The organism is Sphingomonas sp. HITSZ_GF (genome assembly GCF_029543155.1).
Lineage (GTDB): Bacteria > Pseudomonadota > Alphaproteobacteria > Sphingomonadales > Sphingomonadaceae > Sphingomonas.
Genome location: NZ_JARQXA010000005.1, coordinates 308,947 through 333,193, shown reverse-complemented (window position 1 = coordinate 333,193; position 24,247 = coordinate 308,947). Strand labels below are relative to the sequence as shown.

Annotated in this window: 21 protein-coding genes and 1 tRNA gene; 9 read left to right on the top strand and 13 right to left on the bottom strand. The window is 68.1% G+C overall.

What is annotated here, in order from left to right; genetic code table 11:
- The first annotated feature begins 31 nt into the window (after positions 1-31).
- Genes P6144_RS15905 through P6144_RS15895 form a run of 3 tightly spaced genes read left to right on the top strand, consistent with a single transcriptional unit; the run spans position 32 to position 4,430 of the window.
- On the top strand, positions 32-1,633 hold the full coding sequence (locus tag P6144_RS15905) for a hypothetical protein (RefSeq protein ID WP_277768778.1): 1,602 nt from the start codon (positions 32-34) through the stop codon (positions 1,631-1,633).
- A complete protein-coding gene (locus P6144_RS15900) occupies positions 1,615-3,201 on the top strand; it encodes a hypothetical protein (RefSeq protein ID WP_277768777.1) in 1,587 nt (528 codons plus the stop codon). The genes P6144_RS15905 and P6144_RS15900 overlap by 19 nt, the downstream gene beginning before the upstream one ends.
- Positions 3,198-4,430: a cytochrome P450 gene (locus P6144_RS15895; protein WP_277768776.1), complete on the top strand. Its 1,233-nt coding sequence runs from the start codon at positions 3,198-3,200 to the stop codon at positions 4,428-4,430. The genes P6144_RS15900 and P6144_RS15895 overlap by 4 nt, the downstream gene beginning before the upstream one ends.
- A 95-nt stretch (positions 4,431-4,525) precedes the next feature.
- Here P6144_RS15895 and P6144_RS15890 read toward each other — a convergent pair whose 3' ends face one another.
- A complete protein-coding gene (locus tag P6144_RS15890; RefSeq protein ID WP_277768775.1) occupies positions 4,526-5,557 on the bottom strand; it encodes an aldo/keto reductase in 1,032 nt (343 codons plus the stop codon).
- Between the two features lie 313 nt (positions 5,558-5,870).
- Here P6144_RS15890 and P6144_RS15885 point away from each other — a divergent pair, with 313 nt between their 5' ends.
- On the top strand, positions 5,871-9,026 hold the full coding sequence (locus P6144_RS15885; protein WP_277768774.1) for a TonB-dependent receptor: 3,156 nt from the start codon (positions 5,871-5,873) through the stop codon (positions 9,024-9,026).
- A 137-nt stretch (positions 9,027-9,163) separates the two neighbouring features.
- Positions 9,164-10,048, top strand: coding sequence for an ROK family protein (locus tag P6144_RS15880; RefSeq protein ID WP_277768773.1), 885 nt, complete (start codon positions 9,164-9,166; stop codon positions 10,046-10,048).
- A 122-nt stretch (positions 10,049-10,170) separates the two neighbouring features.
- On the opposite strand, the gene P6144_RS15875 is transcribed toward P6144_RS15880, so the two are convergent.
- Positions 10,171-10,794: a DNA-3-methyladenine glycosylase 2 family protein gene (locus P6144_RS15875; protein WP_277768772.1), complete on the bottom strand. Its 624-nt coding sequence runs from the start codon at positions 10,792-10,794 to the stop codon at positions 10,171-10,173.
- A gap of 63 nt (positions 10,795-10,857) precedes the next feature.
- Between P6144_RS15875 and P6144_RS15870 the strand changes: the two genes are divergently transcribed.
- A complete protein-coding gene (locus P6144_RS15870; RefSeq protein WP_277768771.1) occupies positions 10,858-11,175 on the top strand; it encodes a 2Fe-2S iron-sulfur cluster-binding protein in 318 nt (105 codons plus the stop codon).
- A gap of 33 nt (positions 11,176-11,208) precedes the next feature.
- On the opposite strand, the gene rlmB is transcribed toward P6144_RS15870, so the two are convergent.
- A complete protein-coding gene (gene rlmB, locus P6144_RS15865) occupies positions 11,209-11,955 on the bottom strand; it encodes a 23S rRNA (guanosine(2251)-2'-O)-methyltransferase RlmB (protein WP_277768770.1) in 747 nt (248 codons plus the stop codon).
- Entirely contained in the window at positions 11,955-13,580 is a 1,626-nt protein-coding gene (locus P6144_RS15860) for a M20/M25/M40 family metallo-hydrolase (RefSeq protein WP_277768769.1), read from the bottom strand. The genes rlmB and P6144_RS15860 overlap by 1 nt, the downstream gene beginning before the upstream one ends.
- 125 nt (positions 13,581-13,705) lie before the next feature.
- Here P6144_RS15860 and P6144_RS15855 point away from each other — a divergent pair.
- Positions 13,706-13,792, top strand: a tRNA-Tyr gene (locus tag P6144_RS15855).
- Positions 13,793-13,923: 131 nt separating this feature from the next.
- Here the strand turns inward: P6144_RS15855 and P6144_RS15850 are convergent.
- The 8 genes from P6144_RS15850 to P6144_RS15815 all read right to left on the bottom strand — a co-directional run bounded on the left by P6144_RS15850 (position 13,924) and on the right by P6144_RS15815 (position 19,419).
- Positions 13,924-14,424: a hypothetical protein gene (locus tag P6144_RS15850; protein ID WP_277768768.1), complete on the bottom strand. Its 501-nt coding sequence runs from the start codon at positions 14,422-14,424 to the stop codon at positions 13,924-13,926.
- Positions 14,425-14,518: 94 nt separating this feature from the next.
- On the bottom strand, positions 14,519-15,160 hold the full coding sequence (locus P6144_RS15845; RefSeq protein ID WP_277768767.1) for a hypothetical protein: 642 nt from the start codon (positions 15,158-15,160) through the stop codon (positions 14,519-14,521).
- Entirely contained in the window at positions 15,157-15,459 is a 303-nt protein-coding gene (locus P6144_RS15840; RefSeq protein WP_277768766.1) for a PadR family transcriptional regulator, read from the bottom strand. Before P6144_RS15840 ends, P6144_RS15845 begins: the two co-directional genes overlap by 4 nt.
- 48 nt (positions 15,460-15,507) lie before the next feature.
- The gene (locus tag P6144_RS15835; protein ID WP_277768765.1) at positions 15,508-15,951 is read right to left on the bottom strand and encodes a c-type cytochrome; all 444 of its coding nucleotides are present in this window, start codon (positions 15,949-15,951) and stop codon (positions 15,508-15,510) included.
- 210 nt (positions 15,952-16,161) lie between these two features.
- Positions 16,162-16,392, bottom strand: a complete 231-nt coding sequence (locus tag P6144_RS15830) for a hypothetical protein (RefSeq protein WP_277768764.1) — start codon at positions 16,390-16,392, stop codon at positions 16,162-16,164.
- A gap of 12 nt (positions 16,393-16,404) precedes the next feature.
- Positions 16,405-17,727 (bottom strand): family 1 glycosylhydrolase, encoded by a 1,323-nt coding sequence (locus P6144_RS15825; RefSeq protein WP_277768763.1) that lies wholly within the window; start codon positions 17,725-17,727, stop codon positions 16,405-16,407.
- Positions 17,724-18,623: an SDR family NAD(P)-dependent oxidoreductase gene (locus P6144_RS15820; protein WP_277768762.1), complete on the bottom strand. Its 900-nt coding sequence runs from the start codon at positions 18,621-18,623 to the stop codon at positions 17,724-17,726. The genes P6144_RS15825 and P6144_RS15820 overlap by 4 nt, the downstream gene beginning before the upstream one ends.
- A gap of 115 nt (positions 18,624-18,738) precedes the next feature.
- Positions 18,739-19,419 carry a TetR/AcrR family transcriptional regulator gene (locus tag P6144_RS15815; protein ID WP_277768761.1) on the bottom strand — a complete coding sequence of 227 codons (681 nt, stop codon included), beginning with the start codon at positions 19,417-19,419 and terminating at the stop codon, positions 18,739-18,741.
- 143 nt (positions 19,420-19,562) lie between these two features.
- Between P6144_RS15815 and P6144_RS15810 the strand changes: the two genes are divergently transcribed.
- Positions 19,563-20,846 (top strand): MFS transporter, encoded by a 1,284-nt coding sequence (locus P6144_RS15810; RefSeq protein WP_277768760.1) that lies wholly within the window; start codon positions 19,563-19,565, stop codon positions 20,844-20,846.
- Complete coding sequence (locus P6144_RS15805; RefSeq protein WP_277768759.1) at positions 20,843-22,459, top strand: carboxylesterase family protein; 1,617 nt, start codon at positions 20,843-20,845, stop codon at positions 22,457-22,459. Before P6144_RS15810 ends, P6144_RS15805 begins: the two co-directional genes overlap by 4 nt.
- Positions 22,460-22,590: 131 nt before the next feature.
- On the opposite strand, the gene P6144_RS15800 is transcribed toward P6144_RS15805, so the two are convergent.
- Positions 22,591-24,189 (bottom strand): AMP-binding protein, encoded by a 1,599-nt coding sequence (locus tag P6144_RS15800; protein WP_277768758.1) that lies wholly within the window; start codon positions 24,187-24,189, stop codon positions 22,591-22,593.
- Positions 24,190-24,247 lie beyond the last annotated feature (58 nt).

Below are 24,247 nucleotides of genomic sequence, written 5' to 3'. Positions count from 1 at the left end.
GCGGCAAACCACGCTGTCTGTGGCCTTGGAGGTGAAGCCCGAAAGCTTCGACCATCTTTCGGGCCTGCTCGATGCACTGCGCGATCGGCGCAGCCAGAATCCGTCGGGCGGCACCGGGCCGTTCGCCGATTTCCTCACGACGGTGCCCGCAGTGCACTTCATGTCGCTCACGGCCTTTCCCGGCTTCGACTATGATCCGCTGTTCGTGATCGAAGCCAATTTCGATGGCGCGCCCGGCCCGTTCTGGGCGCAGCTCGAAGCGGCGATCGGGCCGGACCTGCGGGCTTTCCTGCGCTGCTGCAAGCGCCCGCTCGACAATAGCGGCCCGCTCTACGATTCGGTGACGGCGCCGGACAGCCGCGCCCCGATCGCGCCCTATCTCGAAGCGCGCACGCTCACGCCCACCGTCTATCACCACGGCAATCGCGGCATGACGCGCGACCGTATCCTCGACGAGAGCAAGCTGTTCCTCGGCACGCGCACCGAGCTGGCGCACAGCAACGATGGCGGGCCGAGCCCCTATCGCAAGCTCGATCCGGTGCAGATCCATGCGAAGCTGCGCGCGGCGCTGCTGCCGCAGTTCGGCTGGCTCGATCAGAAGGCGCCGGGCCGCATTCCGCTCAGCCAGAGCATCGGCGACTATGCCCGGCTCGCCGGGTTCGTGCTGCTCGTAGTCTTCGCGTTGTCGATCCCCGGGCTGATCCTCAAGAGCCAGCTCGCCTGGCAATGGTATGCCGCGCTGTGCGTCGCCCTGTTCGCGCTGTTCACCGGGCTGCTCTACCGGATGGGCAAGGCGCTGCCCGGCACCGCGACGCCGACGCGGTTCAGCTTCCTCGCCTTTTTCCTGCGGCACCTGCTCGTGCCCGTCGCCATCGCCGTCGCTGCCTATGTCGCGATCGCCGCCACCGTCACTGCGCCGGTCTGGTCGTGGATCGGCCGCAAGCCCTTCTGGCCGGCCTGGTGGGACATGGCGGTATGGGCTGCGTGGAGCGGCGCCAGCATCGCGGTGACGGTCGCGGGTATCCTGGTCTGGCTGCGCTGGCTCGAGCGGCGCGACGCATCGCAGGACGCGCCGCCGGTCGATCCCAAGATGCTGCGCGAGATGGCGCGGCGCGAGGACTGGATCCCGCAGAACCACATGGGCTCGATCGTGCTGATCAAGCCGGGCGTGCTGCGCGCGATCCTGATCCGCGTCGGCCATCACGGACTGCACCTGCTGCTGCGGGCGCAGAAGGCGGCGCGCAACGGCTATCTCGGCTCGATGCGGACGATCCATTTCGCCCATTGGGCGCGGGTCAACAACGACAGCCGGCTGATGTTCTTCTCGAACTTCGACCAGACCTGGGAAAGCTATCTCGATGATTTCATCGAGAAGGCGCATGCCGGCCTCACGCTGGCCTGGAGCAGCGGGGTGGGCTTCCCGCCGACGCGCTTCCTGGTGAAGGACGGCGCCAGCCATGGCCGCCAGTTCAAGGAATGGGCGCGCCATTCGATGGCGGTCAGCCGCTTCTGGTATTCCGCCTACAAGGATCTCACCGCGGAGCAGGTCGAGCGGAATTACCGCATCGCCTGCGGCCTCCGCAAAAAGCAGCTCAGCGAGAAGGAGGCCGCCGCGTGGATCATGGACCTGTGAGCGAAGGCTCCAACGCGCCGAGCTGGCATCTCTCCGCCCCCGCCAACACCCAGGCCCAGGGCCTGGTGGTCAGCGGCTTCGCCAACCTGCCCACCGGCCGCGCGCTGTTCCTCGAGCTCGGCTGGAAGGGCGCGAAGAAGAAGGGCGGCGGCGCCTGGCTCCAGGCGCTGGCGGAAGTGGCGAAGGTCACTGATGCCGATGGCCGCGATCCGCGCGCGGTGGCGCTCGGCTTCACCTGGTCGGGCCTGCAGAAGATGGGGCTGAACGAGAATGCGCTCGCCTCGTTCGATCGCCCGTTCAAGGAAGGCATGTTCCAGGAAGACCGCCTGCGCCGCCTGGGCGATCGCCGCGGCGAGGCATGGCAGGGCACGGTGATCCCGGGCGGCCCCAAATGGAGCGGCAACACCCCGCTCGACGATGCTGCCTCGGACGACGAGGTTCGCGCCTTCGACGATCGCGACGAAATCCGCGAGGCGCGGGTGAAGACGCCGGTGACCGTCCATGCGCTGCTGCTGCTCTATTGCGAGCATGACGAGGCGGCCGAGGCCTGGTGCGCCGAAGTGAGCGCCAAGCTCGCGCCGCTGGAGGTGAACGTCGTCCACCGCCTGCCGCTCGACCTGCGGCTCGACAAGCAGGGCATCGCCCGCGAGCATTTCGGCTTTGCCGACGGCATCTCGCAGCCGATCCCGTTCGAGCCCGGCACCGTCGTCCACCGCGACGGCAGCGACGTGCCCAAGGATTACTGGAACGGCGTGCCGCTCGGCGAGATCCTGATGGGCCATATGAACGGCCACAATGAAGTGGCGCAGGGGCCGGTGATCGCCGACGGCATCGGCGACACCAGCGGGCTGCCGGCGCATCCCAAGGGCGTGGGCTTCAAGGATCTCGGCCTCAACGGCAGCTACATGGTCGTCCGCGAGCTCAAGCAGGACGTCTATGCCTTCTGGCAGTCGATGCGGGCGAATGCGGCGCATCTGCGCGAGCGTGATCCGGAAGGCTCGGCGCACGTCACCACCACCTGGCTCGCCGAGCGCGTGGTGGGGCGCGACACCCACGGCAATCTGCTCTGCCCGCTCGGCGGCACGATCCCGGTCGCGAACAATGATTTCGGCTTCTGGGACCGCGACCGCCACGGCGCGGGTTGCCCGCTCGGCAGCCATGTCCGCCGCGCCAATCCGCGCGACGGGCTGGCGCCGACCGAGGCGGACAAGCAGACCCTGCTCGATGCCGCGAACAACCACCGCATCCTGCGCCGCGGCCGCAAGTACGGCGCGACGATCAGCGTGCCGCCAACGCCCGATAACGTCGATCGTGGCCTGCTTTTCGTCTGTCTCAACACCGACATCACCCGCCAGTTCGAATTCGTCCAGCAAACCTGGATCCTCAACCCGAACTTCGCGGTGCTCTATGACGAGACCGATCCGCTGATCGGCCCCAAGGGCAGCATGACGATCCCCGAGCAGCCCTATCGCCGGATCATCGACGTCGAGACCTTCGTGCAGATGGCGGGCGGCGAATATTTCTTCCTGCCGAGCATGCCGGCGCTCACGTATCTGGCCTCGCTGTGAGCGCGCTCACCTCGCGCGACGTGCTGCGCCCCGGCAAGAAGGGGCTGGCCCGCTGGATCGAGGGGCGGGTGTTCGCGCTGATGCCCTATGCCTTCGCCTTTTTCCGCCGCTGGAAGCCGGTGGTGAAGTTCGGCGGGATGACGCTTACCTCGCGCTATGACGACGTCCGCCAGGTGTTCGCCACCGATCCGGTGTTCGGCACGCCCTACAAGGCGAAGCTCGACGTGATCATGGGCGGCGAGCCCTTCTTCCTCGGCATGGGCGACACGCCGCTCTATCACCGCGACACCGATGCGATGCGCATGGTCGTCCTCCCCGGCGACCTACCCGAACTGGGCAGGCGGACGGAGGCGATGGCCGCGGCGATCGTCGCGGCGGCGCCCGGGCGCGTGGAAGTGGTCGACACGCTGGTGCGCCGCGTCACCTTCAGCCTGCTCGGCGATTATTTCGGCGTGCCCGATCCGGTCGGCGGCGATCTTCGCGTCTGGGGCACCCGGCTGTTCGAGTTCCAGTTCGCCGATCCCAAGGGCGATCCGGCGCTGCGTGCCGAGGTCGACCAGATCGCACCCGCTCTGCGCGCGCATATCGATGCCGAGATTGCGAAGCGGAAGGCGGCACCGGGCAAGGACGACGTGCTGTCGCGCTGCCTCGCGCTGCAGAAGAAGGGCGTGCCCGGCTTTTCCGATGTCGAGATCCGTACCAATCTGATGGGCTTCATCGTCGGCGGGCCACCCCAGCCGCCGATGGTCGTGCCGCAGGCGATGGAGCAGCTGCTTCGCCGCCCGCAGGCGCTCGCCGGCGCCCAGGCGGCGGCGCGGGCAGGGGATGACGACCTGCTCTGGGGCTATGTGGTCGAGGCGATGCGCTTCGATCCGCTCGCGCCCGGCCTGCCGCGCAACGTGCTGACGGACGGCGTGATCGCGGCGGGGACGGCGCATCAGGCCGCGGTCAAGGCCGGCGACACGGTGCTGGCCGCCTTCGCCTCGGCGATGATGGACCCGCGCCGGATCACCGATCCCGCCCGCTTCGATCCCCATCGCCCGGCGAGCGACTACATTCATTTCGGCTACGAACTGCACCAATGCTTCGGGCGGCACATCAACCGCGCGACGCTGCACCGGATGCTCAAGCCGCTGCTCCAGCGCAACGTGCGCCGGGCATCGGGCGGAGCGGGCAGGCTGGTCAAGAACGGCCCCTTCGCGGAATCGCTGACGGTGGTGTTCGACTGAACAAGGCCGTCACCCCGGCGAAAGCCAGGGTCTCAAGGCGATGGCGCTGCGAAAGAGCCGTATGAGATCCCGGCTTTCGCCGGGATGACGCTCCTTTACCGCCGCTCCGACGGCGCGGCGCGATAGCCGCCCTGGCGTTCGAGCATCCAGCCCGGATATTCCGCCGGCAGCTGGCTCACCGCATCGAGCCGCGCCAGCTCGTCCGCGCTGAATTCCACCTCGACCGCGCCGAGATTGTCCGCCAGCTGCTCGGGCCGCTTGGCGCCGACGATCACGCTGGACACCGCGCGCTGGTGGAGCAGCCAGCCGAGCGCGAGTTGCGCCACCGATCGGCCCTTGGCCCCGGCCAGCTCGCGCAGCACGTCGACCACGTCATAGCCGCGTTCCTTGTCGACCGGCGGGAAGTCGAAGGCGGCGCGGCGGCCTTCGCCGTCGCCGTCGCGCGTATATTTGCCCGAGAGGAAGCCGCCGGCGAGCGGGCTCCACACCATCAGGCCGACGCCTTCGCTCTGGATCGCCGGGATCACCTCGCGCTCCAGGTCGCGGCCGGCGATCGTGTAATAGGCCTGGAGCGAGGCGATCGCGCTATACCCCTTGGCCGCGGCAATGCCGATCGCCTTCATCAGCTGCCACGCCGCCCAGTTGGACAGGCCGATGTACCGCACCGTGCCTTTTCGCACGAGGCTGTCGAGCGCGTAGAGCGTCTCCTCGATCGGCGTCGCCGCGTCGAAGCCATGGACCTGGTACAGGTCGATATGGTCGGTGCCGAGCCGCTCCAGGCTCTTCCCGACCTGCGCCAGGATATGCCCGCGCGAGGCGCCGGCGCCGTTGGGCCCGTCATGCATCCGCCCCAGCACCTTGGTGGCCACCACCACTTCGTCGCGCGCCACGCCCAGATTCTTGAGCGCCTGGCCCAGGATCCGCTCCGAGCGCCCCTCGGCATAGACATTGGCCGTGTCGAAGAAGTTGATCCCCGCATCGAGCGCCGCCTTCACCAGCGCATCGGCCTCGTCCTGCTGGAGCTGGCCGATCCGCCCCCACATGCCGCCCTCGCCGCCAAAGGTCATGGTGCCGAGGCAGAGTTCGGAGACGATCAGGCCGGAGCGGCCGAGCTGGTTGTAGCGCATGCGTGCCTCTTGGGAGCGAGGGAAGGGGAAGACCCGGCAGATGTGGTTGCGCCCGGCCACCCGCAATGCCGCGCTACCGAATTTTCGGCTGAGTCGAGCCGATGGCAACGGTGTCATTTAACTCATACAAATTGGTGCGGTGCGGCGACATTCCTGCTGTGGCGCGGTAAGTAATTGCGGAAGAGCGGAATTATTCCGGCTCAAATGTATGAGTTGACAGCGCGGCAGCGCGAGCATAGCCAAATGTGACCGCTAACATCGCGCAATGCGATGCCGGCAATCCGGCCCGGAAGAGGCCTATCAGGAGGGGAATATGCGCGCTCGAGTGGCATCCCGTAACTACGCCCGCCGTCTGGCGATCTGCAGCGCGGCGCTGCTTGCCGGCGCCGCATGGCCCGCGCTCGCGCAGACCGGCGCGACCCAGACCGTCCCCGATACCGCGCCGGCGGTGCAAGGGCAGGAAGTGCCCGAGGAAGAGCAGAGCATCGTGGTGACGGGCTATCGCGCCTCGCTGCAGAGCTCGACCAACGCCAAGAAGAACTCGGTCGGCTTCACCGACTCGATCTTCGCCGAAGACATCGGCAAGTTCCCCGACACCAACATCGCCGAGAGCTTCAACCGCATTCCCGGCGTCACCATCGCTCGCGAAGTGACCGGCGAGGGCCTCAACGTCACGATCCGCGGCCTCGGCACCAACTTCACCCGCGTGCTGCTCAACGGCGCGCCGGTGGCGGTCGCCTCGACCGGCCGCACCGATTCGCAGAACACCAATCGCGAAGTCGATCTCGACATGTTCCCGACCGAGCTGTTCACCTCGCTGACGGTGAGCAAGAGCGGTATCGCCGATCAGCTCGAAGGCGGTGCGGCGGGCACGGTCAACATGCGCAGCGCCCGCCCGTTCGACAAGGCGGGCACGCACGTCACCTATGGCGCGCAGCTCACCAAGAACACCAATGCCAAGGACTGGGGCTATCGCGGCTCGCTGCTCGCCAGCACCACCATGGGCGATTTCGGCGTGCTGCTCGGCGTCGCGGGCGTGCACAACAAGGTGCGCACCACCGGCTTCGAGACGATCGGCTGGACCAACCCCAACCTCTCCGCTGCCCAGTGCGGCGCGGCGACCGGCTGCAACCCCACCGGTGGCGGCAACTGGACGATCCCGGCGACCGTCCCCGCCGGCGCGGGCGCGGGGTTGATCACCGGCACCCCGATCGATCAGGCCTTCCTGCTCGCGCGCAATCCCGGCGCCACCATCTCGCAGATCGACAACGGCATCATCCCGCGCCTCGGCCGCAAGATGTTCGAGGAAGGCACCAAGGACCGGATCAACGCGATTGCCAGCCTCGAATACAAGGGCGAGAGCTTCCACGCCTATGTCGACGGCATGTTCGGCTGGAAGGACAACCAGCTCGAGCGCGTCGACATGAACTGGGTCGGCCGCAACGGCGCCGCGATCCCGCTCAATACCACCTATGACCGCGCGGACTGCACCACCGGCTGCGTGGTTACCAAGGGCACCTATGCCAATGCCCAATGGTTCCTCGAATATCGCCCCTTCATCGAGAAGACCAAGTTCTGGGGCGTCAATCCCGGGCTCGAATGGGAGATCGCGGACAAGCTGAAGTTCGATGCCGCGGCGAACTACACCTGGTCGAGCTTCCACCGCGAATCGCCCAGCGTCGTGGTGCTCACCGCTCCCAATGCGGGCGTGGTGGTGAACTATGACAACACCGGCGACGTGCCGAACATCACGACCAATATCGATCTCAACAACCCCGCCAACTTCGCCTGGCCGGGCGGCCGCGTGAACATCCAGGACGAGAAGCGCAAGACCGAGACCAAGGGCGTGCGCGGCAACCTCACCTGGGGCGACAGCACGCTGAACTTCAAGGTCGGCGCCGCCTATGACGATACGTCGCGCACGATCAACGCCTATGACAACAGCCAGGCCTGGCAGAACGCAGTGTGCGGCAACCGGCCGAGCGTGTTCGTGCCGTCGCCCAACACCCAGCCGCCCTGCAACGGCCTGGTCCAGCCCGGCGCGGCGCCGGCGGGCTATCCCAGCTATCCGGCCTATGGCACCGGCTATACCGCGGGCTCGACCGGCCCGGTCACCTATGCCGGCTCGCTGATCTCGAACGCGCAGCTCCCGGGCCTGCTGACCCCCACCTCCTCGGGATTCGTCACGGTGAACTGGGACGCGTTCCGCGCCGCTTCCAACTATGACGCCTTCCACGATGCCGCGCCCGAGGCGGGCTCGTCGAACACCGGCGCCAGCGGCGGCTATGTCCGCGAAAAGGTGCTCGGCGCCTATGGCGAGGTGAATGGCGATCTCCAGCTCGGCGACAGCAACCACCTCAACTACAATGCCGGCATCCGCTATGTGCGCACCGATCAGACGATTGGCGGGCGCGTGTCGATCTCCGATCCGCGCAACTCGATCGATCCGGACGGCGCCGGCCCGCTGCCCAATGCCTGCCCGGGCACGGGCAATCCGCGTGACGGCAGCTGCTACCCCAATCTGGTCAACTTCGTTTACACCAACAGCAAGTACGAGAACTGGCTGCCCTCGGCGAGCGGTGCCTTCCATATCGGCGAAGCCGCGGTGGTCCGCGCTGCGGTTTCGCGGACGATGACCCGGCCCAATCCGAACACGATGCTGCCGGGCCTCAACTTCTCGACGCCCTCCGCCGATGTCGGCTCGGTCGGCAACCCCTCGCTTCAGCCCTATCTCTCGACCAACATCGATCTGGGCTTCGAATATTATACCGGCCGCGAGGGCTATGTCGGCTTCACTGCCTTCCGCAAGGCAGTGACCGGCTTCACCACCACCGGCACGGCGACGGTGCCCTTCACGGCGCTGGCGGCCTATGGCGTGACCTATGACACGCTGACGCCCACCCAGCAGGCGGCGATCAATTCGCGCGGTGGCCCGAACAGCGCCACCGTGGTGCTCAGCCAGCAGGTCAACGCCACCGGCACGCTCAAGGTCAACGGCCTCGAAGTGAACTGGGTGCAGCCGCTCGACTTCCTGCTCGGCAAGCTCGGGCTCAACGGCTTCGGCTTCAACGCCAACCTCACGCTGATCGACCAGACCGGCTCGGGCGCGGCGCCGGCGGTGGCGGTGGGCGTCTCGCCGGTGACCTACAACATCACCGGCTATTACGAGAAGGGCGGCATCAATATCCGCCTGTCGACCACCTTCCAGCGCGGCTCGGTCACGTCGGATGCCAACCAGAACGGCATCGCGCTCGCCCGGCTCTATTCGGACGACTATCAGCAGTTCGATCTGTCGGCCTCGGTCGACTTCGCCGAGCTGCTCGATCTGAAATGGGGGCCGCAGCTCACCCTCGACGTGATCAACCTCACCAAGGCGCAGCAGCGCAGCTACTTCCAGTTCGAAAATGCTGCCTTCACGCTCTACGATCCTGGCCGCCAGGTCATGATCGGGCTGCGGGGCCGCTTCTAGGCGCCCCAAGGCAAAGGGGGAGTGGCGGCCGGGGCGCAAACCGGCCGCCGCTGCCGCAACACCGCCTCCCCCGGATGGGGCTGCCCCTGGGCGGCCCCTCTTTTTTGTCCGGGCGAACCGGGCTAGCGCAGGCGGCGATGACGCAGGAAAAGCTGATCGCCGGCGTGGAGCTGGGCGGCACCAAATGCGTGGCGCTGCTCGCCACCGGCCCCGACGACGTGCGCGACCGGGTGACCATCCCCACCACCGATCCGGCGACGACGCTCGCTGCGATCGAGGCGGCGCTCGATCGCTGGCGCTTCGATGCGATCGGCGTGGCGAGCTTCGGCCCTGTCGGCCTCGATCCCGCCCGCGCCGATTATGGTTCGATCACCGCGACCACCAAGCCGGGCTGGAGCGGCACCGATCTCATCCGCCGGCTCGACGCGCGCTACGGCAAGCCCACCGCCTTCCAGACCGATGTCGAGGGCGCCGCGCTGGCGGAGGGCCGCTGGGGCGCCGCCCGCGGCATGGCCGCGCATGCCTATATCACCATCGGCACCGGCGTGGGCGTCGGTCTGGTCACCGGCGGGCGGCCGGTGATGGGCTGGGCGCATGGCGAGGCCGGCCATATGCGCCTGCCGCGCGCCCCGGACGATAGCTATCCCGGCTGGTGCCCCTTCCATGGCGACTGCCTCGAGGGGTTGATCGCCGGCCCCGCGCTCGCCGAGCGCTTCGGCATGCCGGGCGACCAGCTGCCCGACAAGGGCCCGGTCTGGGACCTCTTCGTCCACGACCTCGCCGGCATGCTCCACAATCTCGTCGTCACCGCCGCGCCCGAGCGCATCGCCATCGGCGGCGGCGTGATGGCGTCGCGCGGCGACTATCTCTTCCCCAGGCTGCGGACGCGGCTGGTCGAAAGCCTGGGCGGCTATGGCGCGCTTGCCGAATGGGCGGCGGACATGGACAAGCGGCTGGGCGCGCCGGGTCTCGGCACGATGGCCGGCCCGCTAGGCGCGATCGCGGTGGGGCTGGGGGCCTGATCCTCCGAAGCCCCTCCCCCTCGGGGGAGGGGTTTGGGGTGGGGCAGTGTCTCACCGAGACCATCGCCCGCGGATAGGCCCCACCCCAACCCCTCCCCTGAAGGGGAGGGGCTAGGCGGCGCTCAAATCACTTCCATCTCGCTGTTATAGTGATGCCAGGCGAATACCGCTGCCGCCCCCCGATGCGGGCGCCAGGCCTCGGCAACCTCGCGCGTCAGCTTCTCGCTCGGCCGCTCGGCATGCCCCAGGATCCGCCCGACCTCGATCTGCACCGCCAGGTCGCCCGCCGGCCAGATGTCGGGTCGCCCTTCGGCGAACAGCAGATAGACTTCGGCGGACCAGCGGCCGATGCCCTTGATCCGGGTCAGCGCCGCGATCGCGTCCTCGTCGTCCGCGGGCAGGCGCGCGAAGTCGAGCCGTCCGCTGGTCACCTCGTCGGCCAGGCTGCGCGCATAGGCAGCCTTTTGCCGCGACAGGCCGGCCGCGCGCAGGTCCTCGTCGCTCACCCGGTCGATCGTGCCGGGGTCCTCCAGGTCGCCCAGCTGCGCCGCCATCTTGTTCCAGATCGATTGCGCGGCGGCGACGCTCACCTGCTGGCCGATGATCGTGCGCAGCAGCGTCGCATAGCCGCGGTCGCGGATGCGGGGCGGGGGATAGCCCACCCGGCCGATCGCGGCAGCGATCAGCGGCTCGCGCGCCGCCAGCGCATCGAGCGATACCTTGAGCTGATCGGCGGTCAGGCCCATGGCTGCCCGCCTTGCGGAGCGCCGTTTTCGGCGGCATGGACAGGGCCGGAACAGGAGAATCTCATGCCCAAGCTTATCGTTGTGACCCGGGATGGAGAAGAGCGCGAGGTCATGGGCGAGGCGGGCCTGAGCGTGATGGAAGTGATCCGCGAGAACGGCTTTGACGAGCTGCTCGCCTTGTGCGGCGGCTGCTGCTCGTGCGCGACCTGCCACGTCCATGTCGACCCGGAATTTGCGGCCAAACTGCCCAAGATGAGCATGGACGAGGACGATCTGCTCGACAGCGCCGGCGATCGCGACGCAAGCTCGCGCCTGTCCTGCCAGATCCCGTTCACCGACGAACTCGACGGCCTGCGCGTGACGATCGCCGAAGAGGACTAAACTCCCTCTCCCCAAAGGGGAGAGGGAGAAGGTTCACCGCGCCGTCACCGCGTACAGCGCGATCGCCGCGGCGTTGGAGACGTTGAGGCTCTCCACCTTGTCCGAGATCGGCAGCTTGGCCAGCTCGTCGCAATGCGCCTCGGTGTTCTGGCGCATGCCTTCGCCCTCGGCGCCGAGCACCAGCGCGATCTTCTGCTGATCCGCCATCACCTGGGCGAGCGTGCCCTTGGCGTGCCCGGTCAGCCCGATCCGCCAGAAGCCTGCCTCGGCGATCTCCTCGAGCGCGCGCGCCAGGTTCACCACCCGGCACCACGGCACCACTTCGAGCGTCCCCGCCGCCGAGCGGGCGAGCGTGCCCGTCTCGCTCGGCGCGTGCCGGTCCTGCGTGACGATGCCCAGCGCGTCGAACGCCGCCGCCGAACGCAGGATCGCGCCGACATTGTGCGGATCGGTCACCTGGTCGAGCACGATCAGCGGGCGGTTGTCGCCCGCACCCTGCGCGAGCAGGTCGCCCAGCCAGATCTCCTCGAGCGGATCGACTTCGGCGACCAGCCCCTGGGCCGGCGCGTCGGCGGGGACGAGCCGGCCGAGATCGGCGGCATTGGCATAGGTGATCGGGATGCTGGACGGGATGTCGAGCCCTGCCAGCGCCTCGTGCGTGCCCCAGATCTTGCGCACCACGCGCTCGGGATTGGCGAGCGCCGCCAGCACTGCGTGCCGCCCGTAGAAACGCGGGCGGTTCGACGATGCCTGGCTCGGCCGGTGTCCACGCTTGGCCATCAATGCGCTCCCGGTGCCGCATAGAATTCATCCGACGGCTTCGGCTCGGTCGCCATCGGCACGCGCGGCAGCGGCTCGGGGGCGTTGGCGGCGTTGACCAGGAAGGCGGCGAGGATGATCGCGCCCTGGCGCATGTCCTCGGACTTCAGATGGTCGAACGTGTCGACATCGGTGTGGTGCACGGTCGAGCCATAGTCGAGCGGGTCCTGGATGAACTGGAAGGCGGGGACGCCCACCGCGTCGAAGAACACGTGATCGGTGCTGCCGGTGCGGCCCGTCCCCACCTTGGTCGCGCCGAACGAGTTGAACGGCGCCAGCCAGTCCTTGAAGATCGGCACCACCTGGGTGTTGCCCTGGGTGTAGATGCCGCGGATCTTGCCCGAGCCGTTGTCGAGGTTGAAATAGGCGGCGAGCTTCGCATGGTCGGCGCCCGGCTTGATCGGGAAGGCCTTGCTCCAGCCCATGTAGCGGGCGATGCCGGTCAGGCCAGGATCGACCGGGCGGCTGGCGACATGGTTCTCGACATAGGCCATCGAGCCGAGCAGCCCCTGCTCCTCGCCGGCCCATAGCGCGAAGCGGATGCTGCGCTTCGTCTTGATGCCCGATGCCTTGATGATGCGCGCGGCCTCCATCACCATCGACACGCCGGCGGCATTGTCCGCCGCGCCGTCGCCCATCGCCCAGCTGTCCATGTGCGCGCCGGCCATCACGTACCCCGCCTTGGCGTCGGTGCCGGGGATGTCGGCGAGGATGTTGTAGGCCTTGGTGTCGCTGTCGTCGAAGCTGACCTCGCTGTTGAGCTCCAGGCTCGGCGCCAGGCCCATCTTGGAGAGGCGTGCGAGGCGGCGATAATCCTCGGCGGCGATCTCGAAGCCCGGCAGCGGCGGCGTCGCGCCCACCTGGAACTGGCTGTTCTGGCCGTGCACCAGCTTGCCGTTGCGGCTCGACATGGTGGCAAAGGCGATCGCACCCTCGGCCTTCAGGAAGGCGTCGCGCTTGGCGGCCAGGGTGAAGCGGGCGGCGCTGTTCGGGCGGCGCGGCCCGGCATTGGGGCCGTTGGCCATCTGGAAATTGTCGGCCTTGTCGAGGTCGGCGTCGTTGTAGCGGCGGAAGTCGGGATCGGTCGCCTCGGCAAGGTCGGTCGGCTCGGTGATCAGCACGATCTTGCCGGCGAGCTTGCCCTTGTACTGGGCGAAGGCGGCTTCGTCGGCCATCGGCGCGAGCACGATCTGGCCGGTGATCGGGCCGTTGGTGCCCGGCGTCCAGGCGAGCGGCGCGGCGACCAGCGTCAGCGGGCGCGGCGCGATCATCTTCACGCTGGCATTCTTCGCGCTCCAGCCGCGGCCGAACTCGAAGCCTTCCTTGTGGACGTTGGCCAGGCCCCATTCGCGGAACTTGGCCTGGGTCCAGTCCTCGGCCTGGCGCATCGGGGGCGAGTTGGTCAGCCGGGCGCCGATCACGTCGGTCAGATATTGCGCGATGCGCATCACTTCGCTGTGGTTGGTGCCTTCGTCGACAAGTTTGTCGACCGGCGCGGTGGGGCCGTCCGGCCCCTTGGCGATGGCGAGCGGCGCCGTCGCGGTGGCAGCGAGCAGCGTGGCGATGACGAAGGAAAGACGGCGCATTGGGGCCCCCCGGGGACTGGCATATTTGGAAGCGGCGGACGCTATTCGTGCCGAAGCCTGCGCGCAAGGCGTTGACAGGCGTGCACGGCTTCGGCAATGGGCCCCCTCTCGCCGAACGGCGCCATGGACAGGTGGCCGAGTGGTTAAAGGCAGCAGACTGTAAATCTGCCCGGGTTTCCCGTACGCTGGTTCGAATCCAGCCCTGTCCACCACCTTCCAAGCCAGCGGGGCCCAGCGCCTGGCTGGCTTTGTCATTTCCGGGGGCAGGTGCAGCGGAGACAAGGGAGCCGATCTCCCGGACCTGGCGGAGAGGATGCCAGGCCCTGGAGACCGGCCCAGGTGCCTAGCGAATCCGCCTGAAGTGGAAGCTGCGGACGAAGGGCGCGCCCGTCTCGTCGACATTGGCCGCCGATTCGGTCATCTCCCGGCCATCGGCCGAGATCACATAGGTGCGCACCGCGCCCAGCGTCCGGTTCTTGGCCAGGCCCATCACCAGCACGTTCGGCGCGGGCGACAGGAATGCGGCGCTGTCGGCCTCGCCGGTATCGCCTTCGCCCGGCACCATCCTGCCGTCGCGGCGATACTGGACCGCCGAATGCCGCACGCTGTCGTCGGGCGCAGTGATGTCGATCTCGGTGCGCCACTGGCCGGCGCCGACATCCCTGAAGGTGAAGGTCACGCGCTTGGGCGGCGGGCCATAGCTGTCGGGCATCCGGCTCAGGTCGAGCTCCCAGGTGCCGAGAAAGGGCGAGGCGTCGGGCGTCGGCCGGGCCGGGGCGGCGCCGCCGATCAGCAGGGCAGCGGGCAGCAGCAGCGCGGCGAAGCGGGACTGCGAATGGGGCATGATCGTCTCCTTGGTTCGCACCGCGTTCAGGCGCACGGCCGCGATCTCCGGGGCGGTGCGCCCGAAGCCCGGCAAACCGGTCGGTCGTTATTCGCTAGCCGGGCTGTTCGGCCCCCGCGGGCGAGAGCTGGGCGTGCCACCGCGCCACCCCGCAGAGCGTCGCCAGCTCGATCGCCAGCACGGCGCCCTGCAGCAGCACCTGGCTGCCGTCGAGGAACAGCACGCCCATGAACAGCAGCAGCGTCGCTGCCGCGGCCAGGGTCAGCGTCGCGCGGCGGGTGACGCCGGCCCAGTCGCCCTCCAGCATCGCCCAGGCGATGCACAGATGGCCGATACCGATCAGCAGCTGGAGCAGCGCGAGCGAGGGAATGGCGGCCTGATAGACGGTGCGCAGCAGGTCCTCGTGCGCGCGCCCTTCGAGCAGCGCGCCGGCCAGCCCGTGCTGGTCGGGATAGAGATAGGGCAGGCCGAGCAGCGCGCAGCCGATCTGGAGCGCCGCCATCGGCAGCATCAGCCCCAGCACCAGCGCATAGCTGGTCAGCGCGAAGCGGCCTTCTTCGCGCGTGACCAGCTCGCGCAATGCCGCCATCAGGCAGCCCGCCGCGAAGCGCAGCGGCGCTCCGTCCTCCGCCGCCGCCTCGAACTCGGCGCGCATCGCCGCGCGCCATTCGCGGCGGCTCTCGCCCAGGCAGCACAAGGCCAGCGCCAGCACGGCGCGTGCGATCGGCGCGCTCATGCGAGCGATCCTCCGGATGGCAGCGTCGCGCCGCCGCCGGGCATCTCCAGCGCGAGCGCGAAGCCGGCCGCGGTCAGGCGATAGGCGTGGCGGGCCGGGCGGCCGGGCTGCGCCGGCTCGCGCCATTCGGCCTCGACCAGTCCCTGCTCGGTCATCCGCATCAGCAGCGGATAGAGCGTGCCCGAGGCGAGGCCGGTCTCCTTCATCAGGTCATAGCCGTGCCGCCATTGCTGGCGCTCGGCGGACAGCACCTCGAGAAGGGCGCGCATCTGCCTCGACGGGTTTCGCTTGCGGATCATGGCTTAAATCCAACATATGTAGATTTAAGAGTCAAGCGCTGCGGAAACCTAGCGCGCCGGGCCGCTCCGGCCCTTGAGATAGGCAATGATGTCCGCCCGATCGAGCGGGTCGCGCACGCCTGAAAACTGCATGTTGGTGCCGGGCACCACTGACTTGGGATCGGCGATCCAGGCATCGAGCGTCGCCGCGTCCCATGTGCCGCCCGCGTCGCGCAGCGCGGCGGTGTAGCTGAAGCGTGGGCTGTTCTGCCCCATCGGCTGGCCATAGACGCCATAGAGGTTCGGCCCGCCCAGATCGGGCGCCCCCGGACTGATCCGGTGGCAGGCAAAGCACTGGCCGAACTTGCGCTCGCCCGCCTTGGCGTCGGCGACCTTGAGCAGCGCGGTAAGCGAGGGGTTGGGACCGGCCTGGCGCAGCCGTTCTTCACGCGCGTCGTCGGTGCAGCCGGTGAGCAGGGCCAGGACGATCAGGGCAAGCGAAGCGCGGCGCATGCAAGCGATCTAGGCGCGGGCACCCGCCACCGCCATGCGGCGAATCGTCCCACGCCCCTACCGGCACTCCAGCTTTTCCCCGGCGAAGGCCGGGGCCCAGACTAAGCAGTGCGCGGCGAAGACGCGCCAAGGCGCGTGACTTTCAAGGCTGGGCTCCGGCCTTCGCCGGAGAAAGCGAGATCGCGTCACTCGCCCCGCAAGATGGCCGGTCTATGCCAAGACGGCGCCAAGCGTCATCGCCAGCGCGATCCCCCCGACCAGCATCAGCGCCACCACGACAAGCAGCAGCTGCGCCCAGTAGAGCGCCGGCGTGTCCGCCCGCGAATAGACTGCGCCCCGCACGTTGATCTCCCGGTGGCGCAGGATGACGTAGAGCCGGTTCGCCACGAATGCGGCGACGCCCCACATCAGCAGCAGAAGGATCGCGTCGCCCGGCGTCATTCCCGCTCGATCTCAGATCCTATTCGCCCGCGCAATCGCGCCCAGGTGGAACGCGCTCGGCCGCGGCGTGCGCTTGAACGTCTCGCGGTCCACTGCGACCAGCCCGAACGGGACGCCATATCCCGAGGTCCATTCGAAATTGTCGAGCAGCGACCAGTAGAGATAGGAGTGTACCGGGATGCCCTCGTCCAGGCAGGCGCGCACCCCATCCAGCGCCTGGTCGATAAAGGCGATGCGCCGTGCGTCGTCCTTCGCCGCGATCCCGCTCTCGGTCACGTAGATCGGCTTGCCGATCTCGCGGTGCGCCCAGCGGATCGTGTTGGCCAGCGCCTGCGGGTAGAATTCATACCCCGCCATCGTCATCTCGGCATCCTTGGGCGGTGCGACCATGCCGTTCGCATCGAACACGAAGCGCGTATAGGTCTGCACCCCGAAGAAGTCGGCCGCCTCGCGCGCCACCTGCGCCCAGCCGCCATAGAGCTTGTCGTTCCAATAGGCGGCGCGCTCGGGCGTGTCGGCCTGCACGTCCTGCGTGGTCAGCGTGATGCCGACGGGCAGGGCAGGGCGGACGCTCTTGATCGTTTCATATGCCAGCCGGTGCGCCTGCTGCATGATCGGCGAGACCACCGCCGCATCGGCATAGGCGAGCCGCGAGAATTTGGGCGAGTCGGTCGCCTTGGCGGCCGCGGCGATCGCCGCCTTCACCACCGGCACGAACGCGCTGATCCCCGGCATCATGTCGACGAGCAAGCGGATATTCGCTTCGTTGAAGGTCGTCGCCATGTGCATCAGCCCGCCCAGCCGCTCGGCGACCTTGCGGCAATAGCGCGCGAACAGCTGCGGCGCGTCGGCCACTTCGAAGCCGCCACGCTGTGCGAACCAGAGCGGCGTGGTGAAATGGTTGAGCGTGACGATCGGCCGCAGGCCGTGCGCCCGGCAGCTCTCGAGCATCCGGGCGTAATGGTCGAGCGCGGCGTTGGAGAAATGCCCCTCGCTCGGTTCGATCCGCGCCCATTCGACGCCGAGCCGGTAGCTGTTGAAGCCCAGCCTTGCTGCCAGCGCGAAATCCTCGGCATAGCGATGATAGGAGTCGCAGGCGTCGCCCGATCGCTCCTTGAACATGCTGGGATGGAGATTCTCCATCAGCCAGGCATCGGCGTTCGTGTTGTTGCCTTCGCTCTGATAGGCGGAGATGGCGGTGCCCCACAGGAAGCCGGGCGGCGCCGGCTTGCGCTTGAGCGGGGCCGCCTGTGCCGCCGAGGGGATGCCCCCGGCGGCGCCGAATGCGGCGGCAGCGATCAGCTCGCGCCGCCCCAGCCGGAGGTCGTCGCTCACCGCACGCCGGCCGGAACCGGGGCGCTGCCGGTGGCCGCCGCCACTTCGCGCTCGGACTGGGTGAAGCCATAGGCGGGCACGATCTCGCCGCTGCGATCGGTGACCGAAGCCCATTGCGCCGCGACCTGCTCGCCGGCGTCTTCCGCGTCGCCCACCTGGATGCCGTCGGTCAGCGTGACGTGCGCTGCGGCGAAATGGCCGGCGCCGGCGCACAGGATCGCGCGGGTAGGGGCCTCGTCGCTGACGAGCGCGAGCAGGCCGGGGCTCACCAGTTCGGGGGCGAGCAGCTTCAGGCTGTCGCCGGTCAGCACGCCTTCGGTCATGCCGGTCGCCGCGGTCGGCGCCAGGCTGTTGACCTTGATCCCGTATTTCTCGCCTTCGATCGCGAGCGTCTGCATCAGGCCCACCAGCGCCATCTTGGCGGCGCCGTAATTCGCCTGGCCGAAGTTTCCGTACAGACCGGACGACGAAGTTGTCATGACGATCCGGCCGTAATTCTGCGCGCGCATCGTGTCCCACACCGCCTTGGAGCAGATCGCCGCGCCGATCAGGTGGACCTCCACCACCAGGCGGAAATCCTCGATGCTCATCTTGGCGAAGCTCTTGTCGCGCAGGATTCCGGCATTGTTGATCAGGATGTCGATGCGGCCCCAATGGTGCAGCGTCTCGGCGATCATCGCGGCGACCGCAGGCTCGTCGGTGACCGAGAGCGCCATCGCCATCGCTTCGCCGCCGGCCGCGCGAATTTCCGCGGCCACTGCGTCTGCTGCGGGCTGCGACAGGTCGTTGACGACGATCTTGGCGCCGTGGCGCGCCAGGAACAGCGCATGCGCGCGCCCCAGTCCCCCGCCCGCACCGGTTACGATGGCTACCCGACCTGCAAGCTTCAGCGACATCCCACTCTCCCATTTGATTCTGGGAGCGAGGCATAAGCCGTCAATTACTCACTCGCAAGGCAGTGAATATGCGTCGACTCTGCCCCGACCGCGCCACTTTAGCGCAGGTCGGCGTTCACTTGTTCTGCTTGCAGATATCCAGGAAGCCCGCGGCCAGGAAACTCGCCATCCGCTCCTTCACCGCCTCGAAATCGTCCGAATGGCAGATGCCGCCCGAGAGCTTGTCGATGCGCCCGGTGCGGGCGAGGGTGAGCGTCAGCGCGCCGGTGACGAAGTGATATCCCCAGAAGATGTCCTCGTCGGCGCAGCCCGGCAGCGCCTGCTTGAGCAGCCCGATCAGCCGCAGCACCACGGGATCGAAATGCGCGTCCATCAGGTCGGCGCCCCAGGCCGGGGTGTTGGCCACCTGCGCGGCGAGCTTGGCATAGTTCTTCCAGCTCTCGCCGCCCTGGATATAGGTGTCGAGATCGGTGTCGAGGAACGCGCGCAGCGCCCCTTCCACCGTGGGCTTGCCGGCCGATGCCTTGTCATAGGCGTCGAGCGCATCCATCCGCCGCCCCGCCGTCACCACCGCGCGGCGCGCGAACACGGCGTCGAACAGCGCCTTCTTGTCGGCGAAATAATAGTTGAGCAGCGTGTGGTGGACGCCGACCTTCTTGGCGACGTCCTTCAGCGTCACGCCATAGAGGCCGTGCTGCGAGAACAGCTCCTCGGCAGCGTCGTAGATCTGCTCCATCGTCTCGGCGCGCTGCTCGGCCTTGCGGGAGCGGCGAACGGGCTTGGCGGTCTCGGTCACGCCCATGTTCCTTCCCGTCTAAGGGCTTAGCGTCAAGCCTTTCGCGAAGATATTCACACGCGAGATAGTGTCTGTTGACAGGCCCGCGCGCTTGCCCGCATGATGCCGGGAAAGGCGGAGAAAACCGTCGGGAGAGAGGTAGCGTGGAAACTCAGGCAGGCGGCGCACGCCGCTGGATCGTGCTCGTCACGCTCACCTTCGTCTATGTCCTCAATTTCCTCGATCGGCAGCTCCTCGGGATCCTCGCCAAGCCGATCCAGGATTCGCTCCACGTCACCGACAGCCAGCTCGGCCTGATCGGCGGGCTCTATTTCGCGATGTTCTACTGCTTCATCGCGATACCGGTCGGCTGGCTTGCCGATCGTACCAACCGGGTGACGATCCTGTCGCTCGCCTGCGCGATCTGGAGTGGCGCGACGATCGCCTGCGGCCTCGCCACCAGCTATACCCAGCTCGTCATCGCCCGCATGACGGTGGGCTTCGGCGAGGCGGGCGGGGTGCCGCCCAGCTATGCGATCATCACCGATACCTTCCGCCCGGGCGAACGCGGCACTGCCTTCGGTATCTTCAATCTCGGCCCGCCGATCGGCGCGGCGCTCGGCATCGCCTTCGGTGCCTCGATCGCGGCGATGCTGGACTGGCGGGTGGCGTTCGTGGCGATCGGCATCGTCGGCGTGATCACTGCGTTGCTGGTCCGCGTCATCGTGCGCGAGCCGAAGCGCGGCGCCACCGATCTCGCGCCTGCCGCCGTGCAGCCCGCCGCCGCCAAGGCGCCCTTCTGGGGCACCTGCTGGATGTTCTTCAGCCATCCGGTGCTGATGCTCGCCGCGCTCGGCAGCGGCGCCACCCAGTTCGTCACCTATGGTCTGGGCAATTTCTCGGTGCTGTTCCTGATCCGCGAGAAGGGCATGACGCTGCCGGAGATTGCCTTGTGGTACGCGATCGTGGTCGGCGTCGGCATGAGCGCGGCGATGCTGATCTCGGGCCGCGTGATCGACCGGCTCTCGCGCCGCAGCCGGCTGGTCTATGCGCTCGGCCCGGCGATCTCGCTCGCCATCGCCTTGCCCTTCTATGTCGGCTTCGTCTGGGCGCCGGCCTGGCCGCTCGCGCTGCTGCTGCTGACGATCGTCAACTCGTTCAACTATTTCTACCTCTCCGCTTCGGTCGCGCTGGTGCAGGAAGAGGTGCGGCCCGATCAGCGCGTGCTGTCGGGCGCGCTGCTGCTGCTGGTGATGAACTTTATCGGCCTGGGCCTTGGCCCCACCTATGTCGGCGCAGCGAGCGACTGGTTCAAAAACCACGGCTATGAGCACGGCCTGCAGCTGGCGCTCTACACGCTCTCGCCCTTCTATCTGATCGCGATCGTGCTCTTCCTCCTGCTCGCGCGCGTCCTGCGCCGCGAGACTTTCGCAAAGGTGCCTGCATGAAGCTGCTCCGCCACGTTGCCCTTGTCACCGGCCTGCTGCTTTCGGGCACGGCGCTGGCGCAGGAACCCGTCGTCAACGCGCCCTCGGGCGGCGTCGGCGGCACGCTCGACGGCAGCATCCGCAGCTTCAAGGGCATCCCCTATGCAGTGCCTCCGGTGGGCGGCATGCGTTGGCGCCCGCCCGCGCCGATGAAGCCCTGGACCGGGGTGCGCGCCGCGAAGGATTTCGGCCCCGCCTGCGTCCAGCCCCAGGGCAAGACGCCCACCAGCGTCTATTCGCCGCCCGCGCCGCTGCCGGTCAGCGAGGATTGCCTGACGCTCAACATCTGGGCGCCGGCGAACGCGAAAAAGGCGCCGGTGTTCTTCTGGATCCATGGCGGCGCGCTGTCGGGCGGATCGAGCCGCGAGCCGATGTATGATGGGCAGAAGCTGGCCGAGCAGGGCGTGATCGTCGTCTCGGTCAACTATCGCCTGGGGGTGCTCGGCTGGCTCGCGCATCCGGCGCTCTCGGCGGAGTCGCCGCAAAAGGTCTCGGGCAATTACGGCCTGCTCGATCAGATGGCGGCGCTCGCCTGGGTGAAGCACAATATCGCGGCGTTCGGCGGCGATCCGGCGCAAGTGACGATCGCGGGCGAAAGCGCCGGTGGGCTCAGCGTGATGTTCCTGATGGAATCGCCGCTGGCGCGCGGCACCTTTTCCAAGGCGATCGCCCAGAGCGCCTACATGGTCACGATGCCCGAGCTCAAGAAGGGCAATTACGGCCAGCCTTCGGCCGAGGCGATCGGCACGATGCTCTCCGCCGGCGTCCAGGCGCCCGACCTTGCCGCGCTGCGCGGGATGGACGCGCAGGACATCACCGACAAGGCCGCCAAGCTCGGCTTCTTCCCGTTCGGCGTGGTCGATGGGCTGGTGCTGCCGACGCAGATGGTCGACGCCTTCGACCAGGGCAAGCAAGCCCCGGTGCCGATCCTCACCGGCTTCAACCAGGGCGAGATCCGCTCGCTCCGCATGCTCGCCCCCAAGGCCCCCGCCACGCCCGAGGAGTATGAGAAGGGCATCCGCGAGAAATATGGCGAGTTAGCCGACGGCTTCCTCAAGCTCTATCCGGCGGCGGACTATAAGGAGAGCATCCTCGCGGCCAGCCGCGACGCGCTCTACGGCTGGACCACCGAGCGGCTCGCCCGCAAGCAGGCGGCGATCGGCCAGCCGGCCTTTGTCTATCTCTGGGATCACGGCTATCCGGCGATGGACGCGAAGGATCTCCACGCCTTCCACGCCAGCGAGCTGCCCTATGTGTTCGGCAATCTCACGCCGCTGCCGCCGCTCTGGCCGGCGATGCCGGAGAGCGATCGCCCGCTGTCGGACGCGCTGGTCGGCTATTGGGCGAGCTTCGTGAAGAGCGGCACGCCGGGCGCGACCTGGCCGGCCTTCGGCAAGGATCGCACCTATCTCCACATCACCGACACGCCCAGGGCCGAACCCGGGCTGATGCCGGGCATGTACGACCAGTATGAAGCCGTGGTCTGCCGCCGTCGCGCCGCCGGGATCGCCTGGAACTGGAATGCCGGCCTGGCCTCGCCCAAGCTGCCGGCCAAGGCGCAGGGGTGCAACTGACAAATCGTCATCCTGTCTCCAACCGTCACCCCGGCGAAAGCCGGGATCTCAGGCGAAGGCGGGAAAAGAGCTGCACGAGATCCCGGCTTTCGCCGGGATGACGGACATTGCTGCAAGGTAGGGACGGGAAGTTACCGCCCCACCTTGCTCGCCGCGATCCGCCCTTCGGCATAGTCGTCGCGCAGCCGCTTCTTGTCGATCTTGCCCGATGCGGCGAGCGGCATCGCGGGTACTTCCGCAACTTCGCCGGGGATCCACCAGTCAGCCACCTTGCCGCGCAGCATCGCGAGCAGCGCGCGCGGATCCTCGCCCTGGCTCTCGACGATCAGCACCGGCCGTTCGCCCCATTTGGCATCGGCCCGCGCGATCACTGCGACATGGCGCACCGCCGGATGCGTGCCGACGATCGCTTCGATCTCGGTCGGGTTGATCCACTCGCCGCCCGACTTGATCAGGTCCTTGGCGCGCCCGCAGATGGTCAAATTGCCGGCCTCGTCGATCATCGCCAGGTCGCCGGTGTCGAAATAGCCTTCGCTGTCGAGCGCGCTGTGCTCGGCGCGGAAATAGCGCTCGACGACGCTGTGGCCCTTTACCTTCAGGTGCCCCAGGATGCCGCGCTGGGGCACCAGCGTGTTGCCCTCGGCATCGGTGAGCTTGAGGTCGAGCCCCATGATCGGCCGGCCCGATGCGGGGGTCGCGTCCGCCGGCAGGTCGCGCGGGGCGACGGTGCCGATCGGCGAAAGCTCGGTCATCCCCCAGCTCGTCTGCACCTTGGCGCCCAGCTTCTCCTCGAGCCGGCGCAGCAGCGCGTCGGGGCAGCTCGATCCGCCGATCATCACGCGCTGGAGCGTGGGGAAGGACTCGCCGCTCGCCTCGGCCTGGTCGGCCAGCGTCAGCCATACGGTCTGCACGCCCACTGCCACGGTCACGCCTTCGTCGCGGATCAGCCGGGCCAGGCTCTGCCCGTCGAGCGTCCGCCCCGGCAGCACCAGCTTGGTGCCGGCCGCCGGCGCGGCGAAGGGGATGCCCCAGCCATTGGCGTGGAACATCGGCACGCCCAGCAGCAGCGTGTCGCGCGCGGTGATCGCCACGGCGTCTGCTTGCAGCGCGCGCAGCGTGTGGATGTAGTTGGAGCGGTGGGTATAGACCACGCCCTTGGGGCTGCCGGTGGTGCCCGAGGTGTAGCAGAGCCCGGCGGCCAGGTTCTCGTCGAACGCCCCCCAGATCGCCGGGGCGCCGTGCGCCGCGAGCAGCGCGTCCTGTCCCCAGACGCGCGCCCGGTGCGACCCGAGGGACTGCGCGTCGAAATCGGCGGAATCGAGCACGACGACATGCTCGATCGTCGGGCAGTGGGGGAGCAATTCGCGGGCGATCGGCAGCAGGTCGACCGCGACCGCGAGCACGCGGTTCTCGGCCTCGTTGATCATCGCCGCCAGGTGCGCCGGGGTCAGCCGCGGGTTGAGCGTGTGGCAGACCAGCCCCATGCCCATCGCGGCATAATAGATCTCGAAATGGTGGATCGTGTTCCAGGCGAGCGTGCCGACCACGTCGCCCTGGTTCAGCCCCAGCGCGGCGAGCGCGCCCGACAGGCGGTTGCTGCGCTCGCGCAGCGCCGCATAGGTCGTCCGCCGAAGGACCTGCCCCGCATCGGCCTCGACCACTTCGCAGTCCTGGAACCACTTGGCGGCGTGATCGAGAAACTTGTCGATGGTCAGACCGTAGGGCTGCATGGGACCTTGGGAATTCGGGGAAAGGAAAGGCCGCCGGCGAGGGAGACTGCCGGCGGCC